The organism is Mesorhizobium sp. B2-1-1, from assembly GCF_006442975.2.
Taxonomy (GTDB): domain Bacteria; phylum Pseudomonadota; class Alphaproteobacteria; order Rhizobiales; family Rhizobiaceae; genus Mesorhizobium.
Map to the genome: position 1 here is coordinate 1,885,151 of NZ_CP083954.1, position 18,413 is coordinate 1,903,563.

General features: G+C 63.9%; 20 protein-coding genes. 5 read left to right on the forward strand and 15 right to left on the reverse strand.

Annotated features, from left to right (window positions below; all coding sequences use genetic code 11):
- Window positions 1-254: 254 nt before the first annotated feature.
- Window positions 255-833, reverse strand: coding sequence for a TetR/AcrR family transcriptional regulator (locus FJ972_RS09180; protein ID WP_140522710.1), 579 nt, complete (start codon window positions 831-833; stop codon window positions 255-257).
- A 79-nt stretch (window positions 834-912) separates the two neighbouring features.
- On the opposite strand from FJ972_RS09180, the gene FJ972_RS09185 reads away from it, so the two are divergent.
- Window positions 913-1,275, forward strand: coding sequence for a hypothetical protein (locus FJ972_RS09185; protein WP_140522348.1), 363 nt, complete (start codon window positions 913-915; stop codon window positions 1,273-1,275).
- Between the two features lie 90 nt (window positions 1,276-1,365).
- The gene (locus FJ972_RS09190; RefSeq protein ID WP_140522346.1) at window positions 1,366-1,824 is read left to right on the forward strand and encodes a nuclear transport factor 2 family protein; all 459 of its coding nucleotides are present in this window, start codon (window positions 1,366-1,368) and stop codon (window positions 1,822-1,824) included.
- A gap of 175 nt (window positions 1,825-1,999) precedes the next feature.
- On the opposite strand, the gene FJ972_RS09195 is transcribed toward FJ972_RS09190, so the two are convergent.
- Genes FJ972_RS09195 through flhA form a run of 3 tightly spaced genes read right to left on the reverse strand, consistent with a single transcriptional unit; the run spans window position 2,000 to window position 5,221 of the window.
- On the reverse strand, window positions 2,000-2,383 hold the full coding sequence (locus FJ972_RS09195; RefSeq protein WP_140496242.1) for a hypothetical protein: 384 nt from the start codon (window positions 2,381-2,383) through the stop codon (window positions 2,000-2,002).
- 1 nt (window position 2,384) lies between these two features.
- Complete coding sequence (fliR, locus tag FJ972_RS09200) at window positions 2,385-3,137, reverse strand: flagellar biosynthetic protein FliR (protein ID WP_140496241.1); 753 nt, start codon at window positions 3,135-3,137, stop codon at window positions 2,385-2,387.
- A complete protein-coding gene (flhA, locus tag FJ972_RS09205) occupies window positions 3,134-5,221 on the reverse strand; it encodes a flagellar biosynthesis protein FlhA (RefSeq protein WP_140496240.1) in 2,088 nt (695 codons plus the stop codon). The genes fliR and flhA overlap by 4 nt, the downstream gene beginning before the upstream one ends.
- A 114-nt stretch (window positions 5,222-5,335) precedes the next feature.
- Between flhA and FJ972_RS09210 the strand changes: the two genes are divergently transcribed.
- From FJ972_RS09210 to FJ972_RS09220, 3 genes are all read left to right on the forward strand, one after another.
- Complete coding sequence (locus FJ972_RS09210; RefSeq protein WP_140496239.1) at window positions 5,336-5,635, forward strand: putative quinol monooxygenase; 300 nt, start codon at window positions 5,336-5,338, stop codon at window positions 5,633-5,635.
- Between the two features lie 129 nt (window positions 5,636-5,764).
- The gene (locus tag FJ972_RS09215) at window positions 5,765-7,561 is read left to right on the forward strand and encodes a chloride channel protein (RefSeq protein ID WP_140522344.1); all 1,797 of its coding nucleotides are present in this window, start codon (window positions 5,765-5,767) and stop codon (window positions 7,559-7,561) included.
- A gap of 96 nt (window positions 7,562-7,657) precedes the next feature.
- Window positions 7,658-8,395 carry a DUF4336 domain-containing protein gene (locus tag FJ972_RS09220; protein ID WP_140522342.1) on the forward strand — a complete coding sequence of 246 codons (738 nt, stop codon included), beginning with the start codon at window positions 7,658-7,660 and terminating at the stop codon, window positions 8,393-8,395.
- A 53-nt stretch (window positions 8,396-8,448) separates the two neighbouring features.
- On the opposite strand, the gene FJ972_RS09225 is transcribed toward FJ972_RS09220, so the two are convergent.
- The 11 genes from FJ972_RS09225 to FJ972_RS09275 all read right to left on the reverse strand — a co-directional run bounded on the left by FJ972_RS09225 (window position 8,449) and on the right by FJ972_RS09275 (window position 18,143).
- The gene (locus FJ972_RS09225; RefSeq protein WP_140522340.1) at window positions 8,449-10,092 is read right to left on the reverse strand and encodes an MFS transporter; all 1,644 of its coding nucleotides are present in this window, start codon (window positions 10,090-10,092) and stop codon (window positions 8,449-8,451) included.
- A 271-nt stretch (window positions 10,093-10,363) separates the two neighbouring features.
- Window positions 10,364-10,630, reverse strand: coding sequence for a flagellar biosynthesis protein FliQ (gene fliQ / locus FJ972_RS09230; RefSeq protein WP_140496235.1), 267 nt, complete (start codon window positions 10,628-10,630; stop codon window positions 10,364-10,366).
- A gap of 21 nt (window positions 10,631-10,651) precedes the next feature.
- Window positions 10,652-11,059, reverse strand: coding sequence for a flagellar hook assembly protein FlgD (flgD, locus tag FJ972_RS09235; protein WP_140522338.1), 408 nt, complete (start codon window positions 11,057-11,059; stop codon window positions 10,652-10,654).
- Window positions 11,059-11,499, reverse strand: a complete 441-nt coding sequence (flbT, locus tag FJ972_RS09240) for a flagellar biosynthesis repressor FlbT (RefSeq protein WP_140522336.1) — start codon at window positions 11,497-11,499, stop codon at window positions 11,059-11,061. The genes flgD and flbT overlap by 1 nt, the downstream gene beginning before the upstream one ends.
- Window positions 11,496-11,843, reverse strand: coding sequence for a flagellar biosynthesis regulator FlaF (gene flaF / locus FJ972_RS09245; protein WP_140496232.1), 348 nt, complete (start codon window positions 11,841-11,843; stop codon window positions 11,496-11,498). The genes flbT and flaF overlap by 4 nt, the downstream gene beginning before the upstream one ends.
- 30 nt (window positions 11,844-11,873) lie before the next feature.
- A complete protein-coding gene (locus FJ972_RS09250) occupies window positions 11,874-12,917 on the reverse strand; it encodes a flagellar hook-associated family protein (RefSeq protein WP_140496231.1) in 1,044 nt (347 codons plus the stop codon).
- A gap of 3 nt (window positions 12,918-12,920) precedes the next feature.
- Complete coding sequence (gene flgK, locus FJ972_RS09255; protein ID WP_140522334.1) at window positions 12,921-14,372, reverse strand: flagellar hook-associated protein FlgK; 1,452 nt, start codon at window positions 14,370-14,372, stop codon at window positions 12,921-12,923.
- A gap of 28 nt (window positions 14,373-14,400) precedes the next feature.
- Window positions 14,401-15,657, reverse strand: coding sequence for a flagellar hook protein FlgE (locus FJ972_RS09260; RefSeq protein ID WP_140522332.1), 1,257 nt, complete (start codon window positions 15,655-15,657; stop codon window positions 14,401-14,403).
- 79 nt (window positions 15,658-15,736) lie between these two features.
- Window positions 15,737-16,405 carry a response regulator transcription factor gene (locus FJ972_RS09265; protein ID WP_140496228.1) on the reverse strand — a complete coding sequence of 223 codons (669 nt, stop codon included), beginning with the start codon at window positions 16,403-16,405 and terminating at the stop codon, window positions 15,737-15,739.
- 222 nt (window positions 16,406-16,627) lie between these two features.
- Window positions 16,628-17,215 (reverse strand): transglycosylase SLT domain-containing protein, encoded by a 588-nt coding sequence (locus FJ972_RS09270; RefSeq protein ID WP_181168329.1) that lies wholly within the window; start codon window positions 17,213-17,215, stop codon window positions 16,628-16,630.
- A complete protein-coding gene (locus FJ972_RS09275; protein WP_226880526.1) occupies window positions 17,145-18,143 on the reverse strand; it encodes a flagellar hook-length control protein FliK in 999 nt (332 codons plus the stop codon). The genes FJ972_RS09270 and FJ972_RS09275 overlap by 71 nt, the downstream gene beginning before the upstream one ends.
- Between the last annotated feature and the right edge of the window lie 270 nt (window positions 18,144-18,413).

Below are 18,413 nucleotides of genomic sequence, written 5' to 3' on the forward strand. Positions count from 1 at the left end.
CGAATAGCTCATCGCAATTCTCCTTCGGGGGGCGGACGCATCGCCGCTGCCTCACGCCAAGAGGTAGGCGTGCCCAAGCGCGCCATGCAGTCGGAAGATACGCATTACGGTGGTGCGAAATTGCACCGGAGGCTTCACCTGACGACGCGAACTTCTCCATGATCGACTGGGACGGTATCCGTTACTTCCTCGCAGTCGCGCGACGGTTCGGTCCGAGCGGCGAGCAATGGATCAGGCGCCGCTGCCCGCATGGTTCAGATGGCGACTGTTTCGCGAACCTGATCGGCCGCCGCGTCCAGAAAAGCCTGGGCGAGGTCCGGGTCGTTGACCACCCGCGAGAGCATGACCGCGCCGACCATTGTCGAGAGAACGGCCATTGCCTTGTCGCCGGCCTTTTCGCTGTCGTGCTCGCCAACCCAACTGCCGAGCATCTCGAGGTACTCCTTGATGCCGGCCTCGAATGAGGCCTTCACCTCGGCGCCTTGCCTGGCCGCATCCGAGCCGAGCGCGACGACCGGGCAGCCGTCCATCTTTTCCGCGCGATGATCCATACTGAGGTAGAATGAGATCACCCCGTCGAGCGGTTTCCCAGGGTTTGCCGCGGTCGCGGCCGACCACTTGTCGGTGGCGCTTTCCATCGCGCGCCTGGATGCCTGCGCCGCCAGGTCGTCCTTTGACTCAAACTGCTTGTAAAAGGCGCCCTGGGTCAGCCCGGCGCCCTTCATCAGATCCTTGAGGCCAATGCCGTCAAAGCCTCGCTCCCGAAAAAGGCGGCTTGCCACATTGATCACGGTTTCGCGGTTTTCCGCGGCCTGAGTGCGACTTACGCGCATCGCCATCTCCTTTTTAGATTGCATTCGTAATCTATACATTATATAGAGGTCGAACGCAATCCAAAAAAGGAGATATGAGATGATCCGCAAAACCCTGAGTGCGTCCGTTCTGGCCGCGATGTTTCTTGCGAAACCGGCTTTTGCCGAGGAAGCGACCATCGGACGCCCGATCAAAGCTGCCAGCCTGCACGAGGGACAGCTCGACATGGTGGTCTACTACTTCCCGGTCAACGGCGACCTGCTGGAGGTCACCGCCACCCTCGCGCCGAAGATCGGAGGTGATCCGCTGCGCTTCGTCATGGGCCTTGCTGACGGCGACTCCGTGGCCTTTTCCATGCCGGGCCATCAGGATTCGCTTTATGCGTTCTCAAGGTCGGGCGAGGAGGTCACGATCTCGACCGAGACCGACACATACCTGCGAGCCGACGCGACAATGCGCTGACGCGCAGACCCTGCATGGTGTCGGCTGCGTCCGAACAGCTTGCCACAGGTGCCTTCGATCGCGCTACCGAATGAGTTGGAGGAGAGTGATATGCTATATAGTTATTTTGTCGAGAAATCGATCCGAAAGAGCTTCGATGACGTCAACAATCATCGCTGGGATGCGGCGGTGAAAGCACTCGCGCCACATGTCCATCATCGGGTTGGCGGCGCCCACGCGCTTGGTGGAGAGCGCCACGACAAGGAAGCCCTGCGCCGCTGGTTTGAACGCCTCGGCCGTGTTCTGCCCACCCTCCGTCTTACGGTCAATCACATCTGGGTGGAGGGCTGGCCGTGGCATACCACTGTGTTTGCCCAGTGGGATGGCACCGCGACCCTGCTCAACGGCGACACGTCGTACATCAACCGAGGTCTCCACGTGTTTACCCTGCGGTGGGGCAGGGTCCATGCGCTCGAGGAATTTTACGATTCACAGGCAGCGGCTCGCGGTCTTGCCGTCCAAGCGGCAGCTGGCCTCGAGGAAGCTGCCGCCGAACAGATAACAAGCTAGCTGAAAAGTCGCCTTTTTACGATCCTCCGCAATGCGGAGGCTCGGCACATTCTTCGACAGGCTGTACGGGCGGCTTCTGGGTAGACGCGAAATTGCATCCATAGCCCGTACGAGGCGCAAAGCGGTCAGTCAGGATTCCGCTGCGAAGGCTTGCTTTGCGTCCAGACCTCCTCCTCTACTCCTGTCCCCGCTTCTGCGCGATCAGATCGAGGCGTTCGCGGTCGGAGCGTTCGCGTTCGTCGCGGTTGCGCACGTCCTTGTAGGCGCGCTCGACCATGTTGGTGCGCGCGGTTGCCGACGCGACGAGGCCGGCCTCCTTCCTGGCGCTTTCGAGGTTCGCCTCCTGGCGCACGACGGCCTGGGCGATGCGGCGGTGGTAGAGATCGGGGAAAAGGCCGGAGAGGGAATTGTCCTTGTCGAAATGCTCGACCAGTTCCTTGGCCTCGGCTTCGGCGGCATTTGCGGCGGCGAGGAGGGTGGCGTGGCGCGTCTCGTGCAGCGCCTTCAACTGTTCCTGAACCTTGACCAGCTTCTTCAGGCGGTCCTTGCGCGTGCTCATGTCACCTCGCCAGCGTCAGGTCGACAAAGCCGTCGACGAACAGCGACAGCATGGAGCCGACGGCGAAATAGAAGATGAGCATGCCGCCGGCGATGACGAAGGGCTGGGAGATGAAATAGATCGGGATCTGCGGCGTCAGCTTGTTGACGAAGCCGATCGTCAGGTTGACGAGAATGGCATAGGCGACGAAAGGGCTGCCGAGGCGGATGACCAGGAAGAAGGTGTCCGAAACCGTGTCGGCGACATCGACCAGTGCCGCCTGCGGGTTGAAGAAGACGTTGACCGGCGCGACCGTATAGGATGTCACCAGCGCGCGTATGATCTCATGGTCGAAGTCGAAGACGAACAGCAGCAGCAGTGCCGAGAACGAGATCATGGCGGCGAGCGCCGCCTGCGGCTCGGGCTCCTCGATCGCTGGCCCGCCCGAGCCGCCATAGCCGATCAGCATGGCGATGGCCGACCCCATGAAGCGCAGGGCTTCCATGTAGAGCCTGGTCATGGCGCCGATCAGGCCGCCGACCAGGAGTTCGGAAACGATCATCGGCACCAGGATCTGCGGACGCGGATCGACGAAGGGAAAGATCTTGTCCCACAGGAAGGCGAGCAGGCCGCCGGTGGCGGCGACCGCAACGAACAGCCTGACCTGCACCGGGATGCGGGCGCTGGACAGGCCGGGCATCAGCATGAAGCAGGCGCCGATGCGGCAGAAGGCGAGGAACGCCGCGATGACGACCGCTTGCGAGAGAACGCTCACGATATGGTCCCGAGCACCCTGATCTCGACGCCCTTGGCGATTTCGACATGCGAGAGCACCGGCAGCGTGGTGAACAGCCGCTCGATGATCATGCGCACATAGGGGCGCGCGTCGGGCGCGGTGACGAGGACGAAACGCTCGCCGGCTTCGAGGAATTTCTTGATCGCCTTGGTGGCGTCCTGGCCGAATTCTTCCAGCTGGCGCGGATCGATATCGAACTCGCGCACCTCGCCCTTGGCGTCGCGCTTGAGGCTCTGGTGGAAGGCGAGGTCCCAGCGGTTGCCGAGACGCAACACCTTGAGCACGCCGCCCTCCGAAAGATCGCCGCAGATCTGCTGCGCCATGCGGATGCGGACATGCTCGACGATCTGCTCGGTGCGGCGCACATGCGGCGCGATCTCGGCGATGGCCTCGATGATCAGGTGCAGGTTGCGGATCGAGACACGCTCGGCCAGCAGCAGCTTCAACACTGCCTGCAGGCCGGGATAGGAGATGTGCGTGGTGCAGATCTCGTCGGCGAGCTTGCGGTATTCCTGATCCTGGCGCTCGAGCAGCGCCTTCATGTCCTTGTAGGACAGAAGCTGCGGCAGGTTGTTGCGGATGACCTCGGAGAGATGGGTGAGCAGCACCGACATGTTGTCGGCAAAGGTGTAGTTCTCGCGCTTCAGATCCTCGGCGAATGTTTCCATGACGGAATAGGCACGCATGCCGAAGGCCGGCTCGCGGATCTCCTCGCCCGGAATTTCGGGAACGTCGCGGTTGCCGAGCAGCACCATGATCTCGCCGACGCGCATCGAATATTCGGCGACCACCGTTCCGTGCACTTTGATCTGATAGCTTTTCGGCGGGATGGCGAAATCGTCGGCGACGCGCACTTCGGGCACGACGAAGCCATATTGCTGGGCGAACTTCTTGCGCATCTTGGCCATGCGGAAGACCAGCTCCTGATGCGAGACCAGCAGCCGGGTCGAAAGCTGCTTGCCGATCAGAAGCTCGATCTCGGCGGTGGCGAGCGAGGCCTTGACCGAGTTCTTCTCTTCCTCGGCCTTGGTCGCCTTCTCCTGGTTCTTCAGCGCCTCGGCCTCGGCCATGGCCCGGTTGTGGCGCATCGGAATGACATAGCCGAGGCCGGCCATGCCGCCGGCGAGCGCGAAGAAGGGGAAGAAGGGCAGGCCAGGCATCAGCCCGAGCAGCACCAGCAGCGCCGCCGCCACATAGAGCGCGCGCGGATGCGCGCCGAGCTGCCCGAACACGGCCTGGTTCGTCGAACCGCGCGTACCGCCCTTGGAAACCAGCAGGCCGGCGGCGAGCGAGACGATGAGCGCCGGGATCTGGGTGACCAGACCGTCGCCGACCGACAGCTTGATGAACACGTCGGCGGCCTCGCCCATGCCCATGCCGTGCCTGATATAGCCGATGGCGATGCCGCCGACGATGTTGATGGCGGTGATGATGAGGCCGGCGATGGCGTCGCCGCGGACGAATTTCGAGGCGCCGTCCATCGAGCCGAAGAAGGAGGATTCCTCTTCCAGCTCGCGGCGGCGCAACTGCGCTGTCTTGTCGTCGATCATGCCGGCGGAGAGGTCGGCGTCGATCGACATCTGCTTGCCGGGGATGGCATCGAGGGTGAAACGGGCGCCGACCTCGGCGATACGGGTGGCGCCCTTGGTGATGACGATGAAGTTCACCACGATCAGGATCATGAAGACGATCAGGCCGATGACGAAATCGCTGGCCATGACCAGTTTGGAGAAGCCGGCGATGACGTAGCCGGCGGCATGCGTGCCTTCATTGCCGTGCGACAGGATCATGCGCGTGGTGGCGATGTTGAGCGACAGCCGCAGCATGGTTGCGATCAGCAGCACGGTCGGAAACGAGGAGAAGTCGAGCGGCCGCTGGATCCACAGCGCGACCATCAGGATCAGCACCGAAAGTGCGATCGAGAAGGCAAGGCCGACGTCGATGAGAAAAGCCGGGATCGGCAGGAACAGCACGGCCAGGATGATGACGATGCCCAGCGCGAAGAAGACGTCGCGGCCGTTCTTGGCCACGGCGCCGGGCTGGATGCTTTCGCTTATCGCCATTCTAGTCCTCGAAAACCGTGGGGCTGCCGAGCATGCGACAGCCCGGCGAGGGTAGCTGGCCAAGCTTGCGCGAGGGTGGGAGAGTGGCCTGCCCAACCATCGAAAGGAAATCTCATGCTGCTGGTCATCGGCACGGTTCGTCTGCCACCCGACAAGCTCGAACAGGCAAGGCCAGCGATGGAACGCATGGTTGTTGCCAGCCGTGCCGAGCCCGGTTGCCTCGCATACTCCTATGCGCAGGATGTCCTCGACGCCGGGTTGATCCGGGTCACGGAAGTCTGGAATGACAGGGCGGCGCTCGACGCACATTTCGCCGCGCCACACCTTGTGGACTGGCGCGCAAGTTGGCCGTCGCTCGGCATCGGCGAGCGCAATCTCGTGCTCTACGAGGCCGGCGACCCGAAGCCGACCTGACCATCGGCGGCCGGACGGGCCCCTCCAAACGGCGCGCGGGCGCCGTCATTGTGGTTGCCATGCGGTGCCGCTCGGCGTATCAGCACGGCAGTCTTTTCAATGCCTTGCTGATGTCGGCGAGCCGCTCCGGTGCTTACCAAAAACCAATCGCCCAGGAATCAACCGCAAGTCTACGCCCGCCGGCTGCGCGCGGTGCTCATCAATTCGATCCCGCTGCTCGAAGCGCGAGGCATAGCGGTTGTCGTCCTTGCCGGCATCGTCGGCGTGATGGCGGGCATACTGGTCACCGCGATGAGCCAGATCGTGCAGGACCTGCACGGGCTGCTGTTCGGCGTGCAGGCCGGCGGCCGGCTTTCCGGCATGTTCTCTCTCGCCCACCCCATGCAAGCCCTGATCCCGGCGATCGGCGGCATCCTGCTCGGGCTGACGGTGATCTGGCTGAGAAAGCGGAGATTTCGCACGCCTGTCGACCCGATCGAGGCCAACGCGCTCTATGGCGGTCGCATGTCGCTGACCGATACGTTCATCATCGCCGGCCAGACCATGCTCTCCAGCGGTTTCGGCGCCTCTGTCGGGCTGGAGGCCGGCTACACGCAGGTCGGTTCCGGCCTGGCTTCGCGGCTGGCGCGGCTGTTCAAGCTACGCCGCAACGATGTCCGCATCCTGGTCGGCTGCGGCGCCGCCGGCGCCATCGCGGCGGCTTTCGATGCGCCGCTGACCGGCGCTTTCTATGGTTTCGAACTCGTTATCGGCATCTATTCGGTCGCCAATGTGGTGCCTGTCATGACCGCGGCGATCTCCGCCTCGCTCACCGCCGAGATGTTCGGCGGCGTGCCGTTCCCGCTGGAGCTTGCGGGCCTGCCGGCACTCACGGCCAGCCAGTACGTGCCCTTCCTGCTGCTTGGACTGCTTGGCGGGGCCGCCTCGATCGCCATCATGCATCTGGTGACGCTGGTCGAGCGCGCCTTTGCCAAACTGTCGGTCGATGCGTCGCTGCGTCCCGTCATCGGCGGCGTCATCGTCGGCCTGCTTGGGCTGGTCACGCCACAGGTGCTGTCGAGCGGCCACGGCGCGCTGCATCGCGAATTCGCCATGAACTATGGGCTGAGCGTGGTGGCCAGCGTCTTCGTGCTGAAGCTGGCGGCTTCCGCGATCTCGCTGGGTTCGGGGTTTCGCGGCGGACTGTTCTTCGCTTCTCTGTTTCTTGGCGCCCTGCTCGGCAAGGCATTCGCCGATGTGATGGCTTTCATCTCGCCGTCGACCGGCATCGATCCCGCCGTCGCTGCCGTTGTCGGCATGACATCGCTGGCGGTCGGCGTCGTCGGCGGGCCGCTGACGATGACGTTCCTGGCGCTGGAATCGACCCGCGACCTGACGCTAACCGGCGTCGTCCTGGCGGCCTCGATCATGGCGGCGATCCTGGTGCGCGAGACCTTCGGCTACTCCTTCTCGACGTGGCGCTTTCATCTGCGCGGCGAAACGATCCGCAGCGCCCATGACGTCGGCTGGATGCGCAGCCTGACCGTCGGCTCGATGATGCGCAAGGACATCAAGACCATCAATGCCGACACGACGCTTGCGGCCTTCCGCAAGCAGGTACCGCTGGGCTCGGCCCAGCGCGTCATCGCCGTCGACGCGGGTGACCAGTATGTCGGCGTGCTGATCGTTGCCGAACTGCACAGCGACCTGTCCGACGGCGAGACGGCGGTGCGCGATCTGGCGCAATACAAGGATGCCGTCCTGGTGCCGAGCATGAACGTGCAGTCGGCCGCCGAGACCTTCCAGCGGGCCGGCGCCGAGGAGTTGGCCGTGGTCGAGGATTTCACCGACCACATCGTGCTCGGACTGCTGACCGAGGGCCATCTGATGCGGCGCTATGCCGAGGAGCTGGAAAAAGCGCGCCGGGACTTGTCGGGCGAAGGGTAGGTCGGGCGAAGGTAGGCTGCCGAGCCGGCCTGCCTGAGCTCGTGCAAGGCGAAGCTGCCGTGGCCAAGCTTGTTCTCCACCCTACATCAGCAGACCATGGCCGACCGCACACCATATCCGCCGCTCAACACGTTAAAGCTGGTTTCGAAGGACATCTGGATCGTGGATGGCCCGGTCATCCGCTTCGGCATGCCTTGGCCGAAAATGCGGTTTCCGACGCGGATGACCGTCATCCGCGTCAACGATGGCGATTTGTTCGTCCATTCACCCACCTTGCTGACAGAGAGCCTCGAGGCCGAGATCGCTGGATTGGGCAAGGTCCGCTACATCATCGGGCCGAACCGGATCCACTATTGGTGGATTCCGATGTGGCGCAGGGCCTTTGCGGATGCGGGCATCTGGCTGGCACCGCGGATTCGCGAGCAGGCGGGCGACAGGATCGATTTCGAGGCGAACGAGCTTGGTGCCGAGAGCGGCTACCCGTGGGACGATGACCTCAAGTCGCTGCCGGTGGAAGGCAGCTTCATGACAGAGATGGTTTTCTTCCATTCCGTCAGCCGAACATTGATCCTGACAGACCTGATCGAGAACTTCGAACCGCGGAAGCTGGGCTGGCCGTGGCGCTGGCTTGCCAGGGCGGCTGGTGTCGTTGATCCGGATGGCAAGACGCCGCGCGATTTGCGATTGACCTTCCCCAGGGGGCAACTCAAGGCGGCAGTCGAAAAGATGATAGAATGGAATCCGGAACGCGTGATCATGGCGCACGGCCGTTGGTACGAACACGATGGCGTCGCCGAACTGAAGCGCGCGTTCCGCTGGCTGGGTCCGCTCTAACGCTTTGTCTGATGCAAGCCCGGACGAAAACGTCTTCGCGCTTTCCTGCACTCCTAATGCTCGATCGGCCCCTTTGCCATGACCAGCGCCGTGCCCGCGGTTGTCGGGCGCTCGATCACGCGGCGCACCCGCGGCGGCTCGTCGCCGCTGTGCAGTGCCCGCAGGCGCTCGCCGACCATGGCGTCGGCTTGGGTGATGCGGCCGTTGTGCCTGACATATTCGAGCCAGGTCGGCGTGTGGTAGTGCTCGATCCAGATCGCCGGATTTTCGAGATCGCGCGCCAGCGTCCAGTTGCGGGCACCGTCGCGGCGGCGGATGCGGCCGCGCTCGGCCATGGTGGCGAGGAACTCCGGCACGTCCTCGTCGCGGATGATGTATTCGATCATGATGGCGATGGGGCCGCTGCGCGGCTTCAGGTCGAGCGCGAGGTGCGGCTCCTTGAAGCGGTTGAGCGGATCGAGGTTCAGCACCTGCTGCTGCGGCAGCGGCAGCACGAGGCCGATGGCGCCGCCAGCCAGCATGGCGATGGCCGCCGCGATCAGCGCTGTCCCGGCGCCATGCGCGTCGGCGACGATGCCCCAGATCCAGCTGCCGAGCGCGATGCCGCCGAAGGTCGCGGTCTGATAGACCGACAGCACCCGGCCGACGACCCAGCGCGGCGTTGCCATCTGCACGGTGACGTTGAAGTGCGAAAGCGCGATCACCCAGCACGCGCCGCCGACCAGCAGGCCGAGCGATGTCTGCCAGGCGTTGTGGCTGACGGCGGCATTGAAGGCGCAGACGGCGAAGCCGGCGAAGGCCGAGCGCACCATGGTCTCGCTGGACAAAAGCTGGCGCAGCCGCACGCTGATCAGCGCGCCGCCGACCGCGCCGATGCCGAAGGCGCCCAGCATGATGCCATAGGTCAAGGCATCGCCCTTGACGACGTCGCGCGCCACCAGCGGCAGGAGCGCCAGCACCGCGCCGGCGCTGAAGCCGAAGGCGGAGCCCCTGACCAGCACCTTGCCGATGTTGGGCGACATGGCGACATAGCGCAGGCCTGCGCCCATGGCCGCGCCAAGCGATTCGCGCGGCAGCGTCGATGGCTGAACCTGCGGCTTCCAGCGCGCCAGCACGACGATGAGACCGATATAGCTCACCGCGTTGGCCGCGAAGGCGGCCGCCGCCCCGGCTGCGGCGACGATGATGCCGCCGATCGCCGGACCGACGCTGCGGGTCAGGTTGAAGCCCATCGAGTTCAACGCGACGGCGGCCGGCACCTTGTTGCGGGGCACGATGTCGCCGACGGAGGCTTGCCAGGACGGGCTGTTCAGGGCCGTGCCGCTGTCGATCAGGAAGGTGAAGGCAAGCAGCGTCCACGGCGTCATCAGGCCGGAATAGGTGAACAGGGTCAGAAGCACCGAGACGACCAGCATGAAGGTCTGGGCGACCAGCATAACCTTGCGCCGGTCGAAGCTGTCGGCGATGGCGCCGGCGACGAGCGCGAACAGCATGATCGGCAAGGTGGTCGAGGCCTGCACCAGCGCGACCTGATAGGGCGAGGTGGCGATCGTGGTCATCATCCAGGCGGCGCCGACGCCCTGGATGAGGCCGCCGAAATTCGACACGAGGCTGGCCGACCACACGGCGCGGAAGATGCCGTGCCGGAACGGCGCCAGCGCCGAAACGCTCTCGCTCTCCGGCTTTTCGTCAATCATAGGAAAGGCCCTGTCATGGCTTGCCGATCGTTGCGGTGATCCGTTTCCCCGGATGGTTTGCCGAAACTATGGCATCGTGCCGCAAAGAGCGAACGTCCTGAAAAAAAGATCATGGTCCAACAAGAGGATAGAGGAGGACCACGCAGCCGTGCGGCGTTGCTTCGACGCCGCGCCGCGGATGCAGCCCTATGCCGTACACGGTCCGCATCGGCGACAGCAGGCTGCTGCCGGTAAGTCGTCGGGACAGAACGGGCCGGCTCGCCGCAAGCAGCTAGAACCCGTTTTCAATGCGCTCGAAGACGACGTTGGTGAAGGCCGATATCTGGCTGCCGATGAAGGGACCGGTCAGCGCCGCCACGAGCATGATGGCGACGATCTTCGGCACGAAGGTCAAGGTGATCTCCTGGACCTGCGTCAGGGCCTGGATCAAGGCGATGCCGATACCCACCGCCATGGCGACCAGCACCACCGGGGCGGATGCGGTCAGCACCGTCCACACCGCGTACTGGACGATGTCGAGTGCGTCGGCCTCGTTCATGGGGTCGGCCCGCCGGAGCCGTCAGCTTGCCGCCTTGACCGAGACGCCGGGGCCGACCGCGATCTCGGTGCCGTTGCCCAGCACGGCGATGAGGCCGCTGCTGGCAAGGCGCACGGACGCGACGGTGCCCGTCGTCTTGCCGTCGGCGGACGTTATCGAGCGCCCGATCAGCGCATCGGCCTGCGACAGCGCCGAGGACTGCATGATCTGGTCCAGCTTGGTATTGGTCTGCACAGACTGCTCGACCTGCGAGAAGGTGGCGAGCTGGGCGACGTACTGTGTCGAATCCATCGGCTTGGTCGGATCCTGGTTCTTCATCTCGGCGATCAGAAGCTTCAGGAAGGACTGGTAGTCGACAGCGGTCTTTGAGGTCTGCTGGCTGGCCTGATTGGTGCTAACCGGTATCGTCGTCGTCATGTCCACGGTCATCAGCGTGCTCCCACAGCCAGCGGACGCGAGGCGCCCGGAACGTCGTCATTGCCGCCCAGCGCGCGGCGTTCGAGCGGATAGAGCGACCGGATCGCCTTTAGCGCCTCGTAGATGTGGTCCTCGCCGACCATGCGGTCGATCTGTTTCAGCGCACTGCCGATCTCGGCGTCCTCGAAACTCGCAAGCAGCAGCGGCAGGGAGCGGCGGAACATTTCGCGCGCCTCGCCGGCGCCGGCCGGATTCATGAGCATCACCTGGAGGATGAAATACAGCTGCTTGAGCGGCGTCGAGGCGTCATCGGCCTGGATCACATGGCTTTCGAGCAGGAACTGCACGTCGTTCATCAGTTCGACGGTGACCTTGCGGTCGACGCGGACGACGGCACCGTTGATGTAGATCTTCTCGTTCGGCTTCAGCGATATCTTCAGCGTGTTGGTCATTGAATGCCGTCGCGGATGATCTGGGATACCTCGATCAGTCCCTCGAAATTCTGGGTGCGGCCCTGGCGGATGTCTTCCGCCTCGCGCAGCAGCCAAAGGCCGATCGAAATCAGGTTGGCGCGCAGTTCCTTGGGAAGCGCGTTGTCGTTGGAGCCGAGATCCTCGACAAAGGCGGTCCAGACGCGGTTGGTGAAATGCAGCGCCTCCACTGCCTCCATCGAAGCGGGGCCAAGGGCGGCGGCCGCCGCCAGCATGTCGATCGAGCGGGTCAACAGCTCCCGTTCACGGTCCTTCGCATCGGCGACAGAGGTGCTCTGGATGTCGGCGTAGGAGAATTGGTACATCGTTGGCTCTACCGTTCCGGTTCAAAGTTGTCAGGTCAGGTAATTCAACAGGCTGAGCTGCTGGAGCCGCGCCGTCAATGCGAAGGAGGTCTCGATGTGCTGCGTCAGGTCGGCGACGCGAGTCGCGGCTTCGGCCGGGTCGACCGCTTCAAGATCGAGAATGTGGCGCTCGAACAGGTCGACCTGTGTCTTCATGCGGTCGACAGCGTCGGACACGCGCTTCTGGACGATGCCGGTTTCGGACTGAACCTGGCCGATGCCGCTCAGCGCTTCGCCAACCAGCGACTGCGAGCGGCCGACGATGGTATCCTTCGCCGCCTGGCTGATGTTGGTCGACATCAGGCTGGAGACCATGGCCGCCGCCATGGCGAGCTTCTTGATACCGTCGCTGTTGGCGCTGGTCGAGGTCGCGGTGGTTTCGTTGAGCGCGATGCGGCTGACGATCTGCTGGTCGGTGGCGTTCGACCAGTTGGCCTGCCAGCCCGAACCGAAGAACTGCGGCTCGACGTCGTTGGTGATGAAATCGTCCATCTGGGCCGCGGTGATGTTTGCCGCGGCGGGGTCATCCGGCGTGAAACCGAAATTGGCGACAAAGGAGGCGTCGAAGGCAGCCTTGGCGGGTGATCCGGCCGCTGTGAAATCGTTGATCGGCTTGACGTCGGTGTTGGTGCCGGCAAACAGATACTCGCCGTTGACGCTGGTGTTGAGGATCGAGGCGAGCTGCTGGACGGCCGTCTTGCCGGCCGACTGGGTGAGGTTGGCGGAAGAATCGCCCGACGTTGAGGTGGTCAGGCTCGACAGCAAGGTCTGCGCGACGCTGGAGAGCTGGCCGAGCGAGGTCTGCGTCGAGGAGAGCCGGGCGGCCACCAGGCCGTTGGAATCGATAATGACATTGAGCCGGTCGAGATCGCGCGAGAAGGTGACGGACTGAGCGGTGCGTCCGCCCAGCGCCAGGCCGACATCGGCGACCCTGCCGGTCGAGGACTCCTTCGTGGCTTTGACGAGCTCGGCCTGCATGCGCATCTGCTGATAGCGCATGGCGTTCGAGAGAGCGGCCGAAGAGACTGAGGTCATGGATTATCCCACCGCGCTGAGCAGAGCCGCCAACATGTCGTCGACGGTTTTCATCATTCGGGCCGATGCCTGATAGGTATGTTCGAGATCGAGAAGCAGCGACATTTCCTGGTCGACATTGACGCCGGTGGCGTTGGACAGCGCCTCGGCGCTGCGCGATGCCAAAGCTTGCTTGGCGTCGGCTGCGGTCGACGCCTGCTGGCGCACGCCCTGGAGCCACCCGATCGAATTGGCGGCATAATCGGCAACGCTCGACGTCGCCGAAATCCCGGCGGCGGGGTCGAATGTCATCGGCTGATCGAGCCGGTCGCCATAGGCGACCAGAAGGCTGGAATAGGAGGCGCCGCCGGTGTTGACGACATAGGCCGCGCCGTTGGCGCCGCCGTCGCGCAGCAGTGCCGGATTGCCGCCGGCGCTTGGATCCATGGCGGCATTGACGCTGATCGTGCCGGCAAGGCCATTGACCAGCGTGCCAGCGGCCGGCACCGCCGGCGCGCCAGACCAGGTGAACAGCCCGGCGGCGTTGGGCATTGACGGCGCGGTCTCGGCGAAGGCCGTGATCAGGCCGCGCGCGGTCTCGTCGAGCTGGCTCTGCATGGTCGAGGCCACGCCATCGCGCAATTGCAGCAAACCGGCAAGCTTGCCGCTGGCGCTGGTGTTGCCGCCGGTTCCCGCCGAGATCGGCACGTTATCGATGTAGAGTGCGTTGCCGACGGTACCGGCGCTGTAGCCGGAGGATGGGGCGAAGCTGACCGTTCGCGGGATGGTTTCGAACAGTGTCGTGCCGTCACCCGTGGTGATGACCATGTCATTGTCGCCGCGCGTGAAGGTCGAGACCGGAACATAGTCCGAGATCTTCTTCAAAAGCGCGTCGCGCTGGTCCAGCGCATCGGACACGTCGGTGCCGGAGCGCGTGCCTGATATGACAGCCTGGTTGGCATCCTGGAACTGGCTGAGCAGCGAGTTAAGATCGTCTACCGCCGTGGCGATCTGGCCGTCGGTCTGGGTGCGAAAGTCCTGAATGGCCCTGGAGCCTTCGTTCAGGGAGCGCACGACCTGCTTAGCCGCGTCGATAACGCTGGAGCCGAGATTCTGGTTGGACGGCGAGGTGGCATAGAGCTGCAGCGCCTGCTGCAAATTGCCGATCGCGGTCGAGGGAGAGGACGCATTGTCGACGCCATTGACCGAAACATCCAGCTGATCCAGGCCGCTATAGAGCGCGTTCTGGCCGCTGTATGCCGACAGGGCGCTGAGATTCTGGCGGAAGAGCAGGTCGTTGGCTACGCGCTGGATGTCAACCGAGCGCGCGCCCGGCGCCGTGCTGGTGACGACGGCGATACGGCGCGTATAGTCCGGATTGGAAGCGTCGGCGACGTTGCGCGAGACAACGCTGGTCTGCCGAGCGGTGTTCATAAGCGCCGATTGGGCGATGCTCAATGCGGTGGAAAGCGACATGCGGGTCTTTCACGGGCGTTGCCCGGTTTTATCTCTTCAGGTTGACAAGGACGTCCATCAGGTCGGAACCCGTCTGGAAGACTTTCGAATTGGCGGTGTAGCTGCGCTGCGCCGCGATCATGTTGGTCAGTTCCTCGGCGATATCGACGTTCGAATTCTCGAGCGCGCCGGAGATGATGGAGCCGAGCTTGCCTTCATTGGCAAAGCCGACGCGGACCGCGCCGGATTCGGTGCCCTGCGAGTACACATTGCCGGGCAGCGCGGTGAGCTGGTCGGGACTCTGCACATCGGCCAGCGGGATCTTGTAGAGCGGCTTGGTGGAGCCGTCCTTGTACTGGGCGTAGATGGTGCCGTCCTTGCTGATCTGCACCTTGTCGATGGTGCTCGGCGCGTTGCCGTTGACCTGAGCGTCCGAAACCGTGAAGCCGGTGCCGAGCTGAGTCAATGCCGACAGATCCAGTGAAAAGGTGCTGCCGTTGGGCACGGTGAGCGAGACGCTGTCGACGGCGCCGGTGAGCTTGCCCGTGGTCGTGTCGAAGGTCAGGTTGGCCGAGCCAAGCGCGCCGCCGGTGTAGGGGAATGACGTTCCGGCGGTCGCCTTCGACTGGTCGAAGACCGACACCTGCCAGGTGCCGGCGCCGGTGTTGGTGAAATAGACGTCGAGCAGCTTCTTGTTGCCGAGATTGTCATAGGCGACCATCGAGGATTTCGAGGTGTACTGCGCGCCTGCGGCATTGGTGGTGGGCAGGTTGCCGGCCGCGACTGGCGTCGCGCCTGCGGGCAGGTTGCCGCTGTAGAGACCCTCGGTGCTCGGGGTCGCGGTCATTCCCTGGTCGGAGATGACGACCGGGACCAATCCTTCAAAACCGTTCACCGTCGCCGCCGGCACGCCGTTTTCGTAGCTGTAGGCCATCAGCTGGAAGCCGGCCGAGTTGACCAGCCTGCCCTGCCCATCGGGAACGAAGGCGCCGGCGCGGGTCAGGAAAGGCGTGCCGCTCGGGTCCTGGACGACAAAGAAGCCGTCGCCGCTGACGGCAAGGTCGGAGACAGAGGTAGTGTATTGGAGCACGCCGGGATCGCTGACCGCCTGCCGGATCGTGGTGGTGATGCCGCCGGAATTATAGGCGCCGCCCGTCGAGGGCATGACCAGCGTTGAAAATTCGGCGGAGGACCGCTTGTAGCCGGTGGTATCGGAATTGGCGATGTTGTCGGCTGTCGTCGACAGACGGTTGGCCTGCGCGTTCATGCCGGAAACGCCGGTCCGCATCATCCCGTAGAGGCTCATCGAAATGTCTCCGCAATGTCCATGCCACTGGCAGCGAGGCTACGCGTCCTGTCTTGCGCGAGGCTGGCGCGGCGGTGCATCAGAACACCAGCCGGTAACCGAGGAAGCGCTTGGAATCGATCGGATCGGTGCCCAGCTTCTCGCGCAGCTTCTTGCGCAGCTTGCTGATGTGGCTTTCCACCACGTTCTCCTCGACCTCTTCGTCGAAGATGCCGTAGATGGCGTTGAATACTTGGGTCTTGGTGACGCGGCGGCCGCGATTGCTTGCCAAATATTCGAGAATGCGGCGCTCACGGCGCGGCAAGGGAAGCGGCTGGCCATTGATTTCGGGGTCGCGGCCATCCATGAAGATGCGCATGGCGCCGATCTCGGTAAAGGCGGCATCCTCGTTGGCGCGGCGGCGGATGGCTGTTATGCGGGCCAGGATCTCTCGGATATGGACCGGCTTGCGGATGACGTCATCGACACCGCTCTCGAACAGCCGCAACGTGTTCTCCAGCGAATGCTGCTCGCTGAGAGCAATCACCGGGGCTCCGGTGCGGTCGCGGATCTGGCGCGGAGAGATCGCGCCTTCGCGGCAGTCGCCGATGAGGAAGGCCCGGACCGAGCGCAGATCGGCATCGGCCGCCGAGTTCACCCACTCGCCGAATTCGCCGGAAGCGAAGCCCGCGCAGGCGATGCCCTCGCGGTCAAAAAGTGAATTGTATCCGTCTGTCACGAGCTCTCGCTCGTCAACGATAACGATCATCGGCCCCGCCTCCGAATCAGCTCATCTGCCCCGTGGGGAAAGCCGTATCCGCTGGCAGGAATCCTGAACAACCGTCATTTCTTGTAACTAGTTTCTTGGGAGTCCGGAATCGCATCGGTTGCATTAGCGTGGGGTGAGATATGCTTCGTGCTCCAAGTCCCGGCCAAGTCGAAGCGCAACGCCGAGACTTTGCGACCGATTGCATGAGATGCAACAATACACTCATGGATTGCAGAACGTGCGAGCGTTGCCGGTCCATTTGCCGAAGCCTGTGGCCACCATGTTTGATATCACGCGGCAGACATAGACCTTCTGCGCCGGGTCGTTGTCGGGCCCCGCGTGATAGCGGGCGACAGCCATCGACCAGGTCACGTGACGGGCATGAAGGCTGGCCAGGAAACGCGCCGCATAGTCGACATTCTGACGCGGATCTAGCATGTCCTCGACGCTGCGAAAATGCGCGCCGTGGTAGCGGTGATTGATTTGCATGCAGCCGAGATCAATCAGCGTCTTGCCTTCGCGTCGGGCATTGGCGAAGGTGGCAAGAGCTTCGGCGCGGCTTGTCGGGAAGACCGCTTTTCCTTCTATATTCAATGCGTTGGGCTGCAAGCTGCCCTTCTTCCCGGTCTCGGTCAAGCCGACGGCATAGAGGATGCCAGCCGGCACGCCGTAGCGGTCGGCGGCGCGCAGGATCTCCGGTTCGCAAGCATTGGCGGCGGCAGCGGCGGCGCTCGCAAGACTAGATAAAGATATCGCCGCCAGCGCGCTCGCGAGAAGGCGAAGCGGGGCGGCCGTGTGCTTGCGCGTCATCATTGTGTCTTCCGGCGGATTGCTGGCCCGGTTGCTGGCCGCCGGCGCCGCTGTTGCCGCCGCCGGAATTCCCGGGTTGAAAGGACGACTGGTCGCGGCCCGCCGCCGCCTGCAAGGATGCGGTCGCATCAGTGCGGGTCGTTGCGGGGGCCGCTACCGAAGGTTGTAGTATCGTGACCTTGTCAACCTCGAAGCCGAGTCCGCGCAGGGACTTGACGATGGCATCGCTATCAGAGGACAGCCGGTGGTAGGCGTCATGTGTTTGAGGCTTCAACTCAATCGAAAGTTGTTCTCCGGAGAGGCGAAGATTGGCGGTGACCATGCCAAGTTCGGCCGGATGAAGTTCGATCTTCAACACATGTGTCGCGGCGGCAACAGGGCCTGTCAGTTGCGCAGTTGCGGAGTGTGTCGAAAGCATCGTTTTCGGGCCACCATCGGCTGTTATGGCGCCGATCACATTGAGGGCGGCCTGGCTCATCGGCGCCTGCGGCGGGGCAGGGAAGCTGCGCTCGGAAACCACGTCGATGCGTCCTGCCGCCGACAGTTGTTTTCCGGGCTCGGACCGCAACGAGGACTGAACATCGGCGATGGACCTCAGCTGCGGTGCCGCCTGCTTCGGATCCACGCCCGGCACTTCGGCCGGCGCCGTCTGGGGCAGCGGCCCGGCCGCGATCGTATTATCGCGTTTTGGCGTGCCGGCGGCGTCGTTGACGGTCTGGCCATCGAGCTTGGTCAGCGCCCCATCGACGAGCGATGTCCGCTCGGGCTTCGACATCGGTTCGAGGTCATCATGCCCGGCGGCGGATTTCGGCCGGTAGGCCTTCGGCAGGAACTGCCCGTCGAGCGCCGGTTCCTGTCCGGTTTCGCTCGTATCGGCCGGTCTGGCCGATGTCGAGAAATGGCGCAGGTCATGGAACGCGATCAGCAACGGCAGATGGTCCTCGAGCGGCGTCGTACCTGTCGCGGCCGCTGCGCCATCGGCGTCCTTGTCCGTCTCGGCGGTCTTGTCGTCCCTGGCTGTTTTCGCGGCCGGCATTCCGCTGGATGGGATCCTTGCCTTGCCAGCCGGCAGTGGCTCGTCCTTCTGCCCGGCAGGACCGGCGGCAAGCCTGCTCCAGCGCTCATCGCGCGATCCGGCCCCGGCTGCCGGATGCTTGTCCGGGTGGGCCGGGCCGGCCTTGTCGTCGAGCATCTTGCC

Excerpts from the sequence above, each read along its gene's own strand:
- FJ972_RS09180 (WP_140522710.1), bottom strand. The coding sequence starts at position 833 with ATGCGCGTAAGTCGCACTCAGGCCGCGGAAAACCGCGAAACCGTGATC.
- FJ972_RS09185 (WP_140522348.1), top strand. The coding sequence starts at position 913 with ATGATCCGCAAAACCCTGAGTGCGTCCGTTCTGGCCGCGATGTTTCTT.
- FJ972_RS09190 (WP_140522346.1), top strand. The coding sequence starts at position 1,366 with ATGCTATATAGTTATTTTGTCGAGAAATCGATCCGAAAGAGCTTCGAT.
- FJ972_RS09195 (WP_140496242.1), bottom strand. The coding sequence starts at position 2,383 with ATGAGCACGCGCAAGGACCGCCTGAAGAAGCTGGTCAAGGTTCAGGAA.
- flhA (WP_140496240.1), bottom strand. The coding sequence starts at position 5,221 with ATGGCGATAAGCGAAAGCATCCAGCCCGGCGCCGTGGCCAAGAACGGC.
- FJ972_RS09210 (WP_140496239.1), top strand. The coding sequence starts at position 5,336 with ATGCTGCTGGTCATCGGCACGGTTCGTCTGCCACCCGACAAGCTCGAA.
- FJ972_RS09220 (WP_140522342.1), top strand. The coding sequence starts at position 7,658 with ATGGCCGACCGCACACCATATCCGCCGCTCAACACGTTAAAGCTGGTT.
- FJ972_RS09225 (WP_140522340.1), bottom strand. The coding sequence starts at position 10,092 with ATGATTGACGAAAAGCCGGAGAGCGAGAGCGTTTCGGCGCTGGCGCCG.
- fliQ (WP_140496235.1), bottom strand. The coding sequence starts at position 10,630 with ATGAACGAGGCCGACGCACTCGACATCGTCCAGTACGCGGTGTGGACG.
- flgD (WP_140522338.1), bottom strand. The coding sequence starts at position 11,059 with ATGACCGTGGACATGACGACGACGATACCGGTTAGCACCAATCAGGCC.
- flbT (WP_140522336.1), bottom strand. The coding sequence starts at position 11,499 with ATGACCAACACGCTGAAGATATCGCTGAAGCCGAACGAGAAGATCTAC.
- flaF (WP_140496232.1), bottom strand. The coding sequence starts at position 11,843 with ATGTACCAATTCTCCTACGCCGACATCCAGAGCACCTCTGTCGCCGAT.
- FJ972_RS09250 (WP_140496231.1), bottom strand. The coding sequence starts at position 12,917 with ATGACCTCAGTCTCTTCGGCCGCTCTCTCGAACGCCATGCGCTATCAG.
- flgK (WP_140522334.1), bottom strand. The coding sequence starts at position 14,372 with ATGTCGCTTTCCACCGCATTGAGCATCGCCCAATCGGCGCTTATGAAC.
- FJ972_RS09260 (WP_140522332.1), bottom strand. The coding sequence starts at position 15,657 with ATGAGCCTCTACGGGATGATGCGGACCGGCGTTTCCGGCATGAACGCG.
- FJ972_RS09265 (WP_140496228.1), bottom strand. The coding sequence starts at position 16,405 with ATGATCGTTATCGTTGACGAGCGAGAGCTCGTGACAGACGGATACAAT.
- FJ972_RS09270 (WP_181168329.1), bottom strand. The coding sequence starts at position 17,215 with ATGACGCGCAAGCACACGGCCGCCCCGCTTCGCCTTCTCGCGAGCGCG.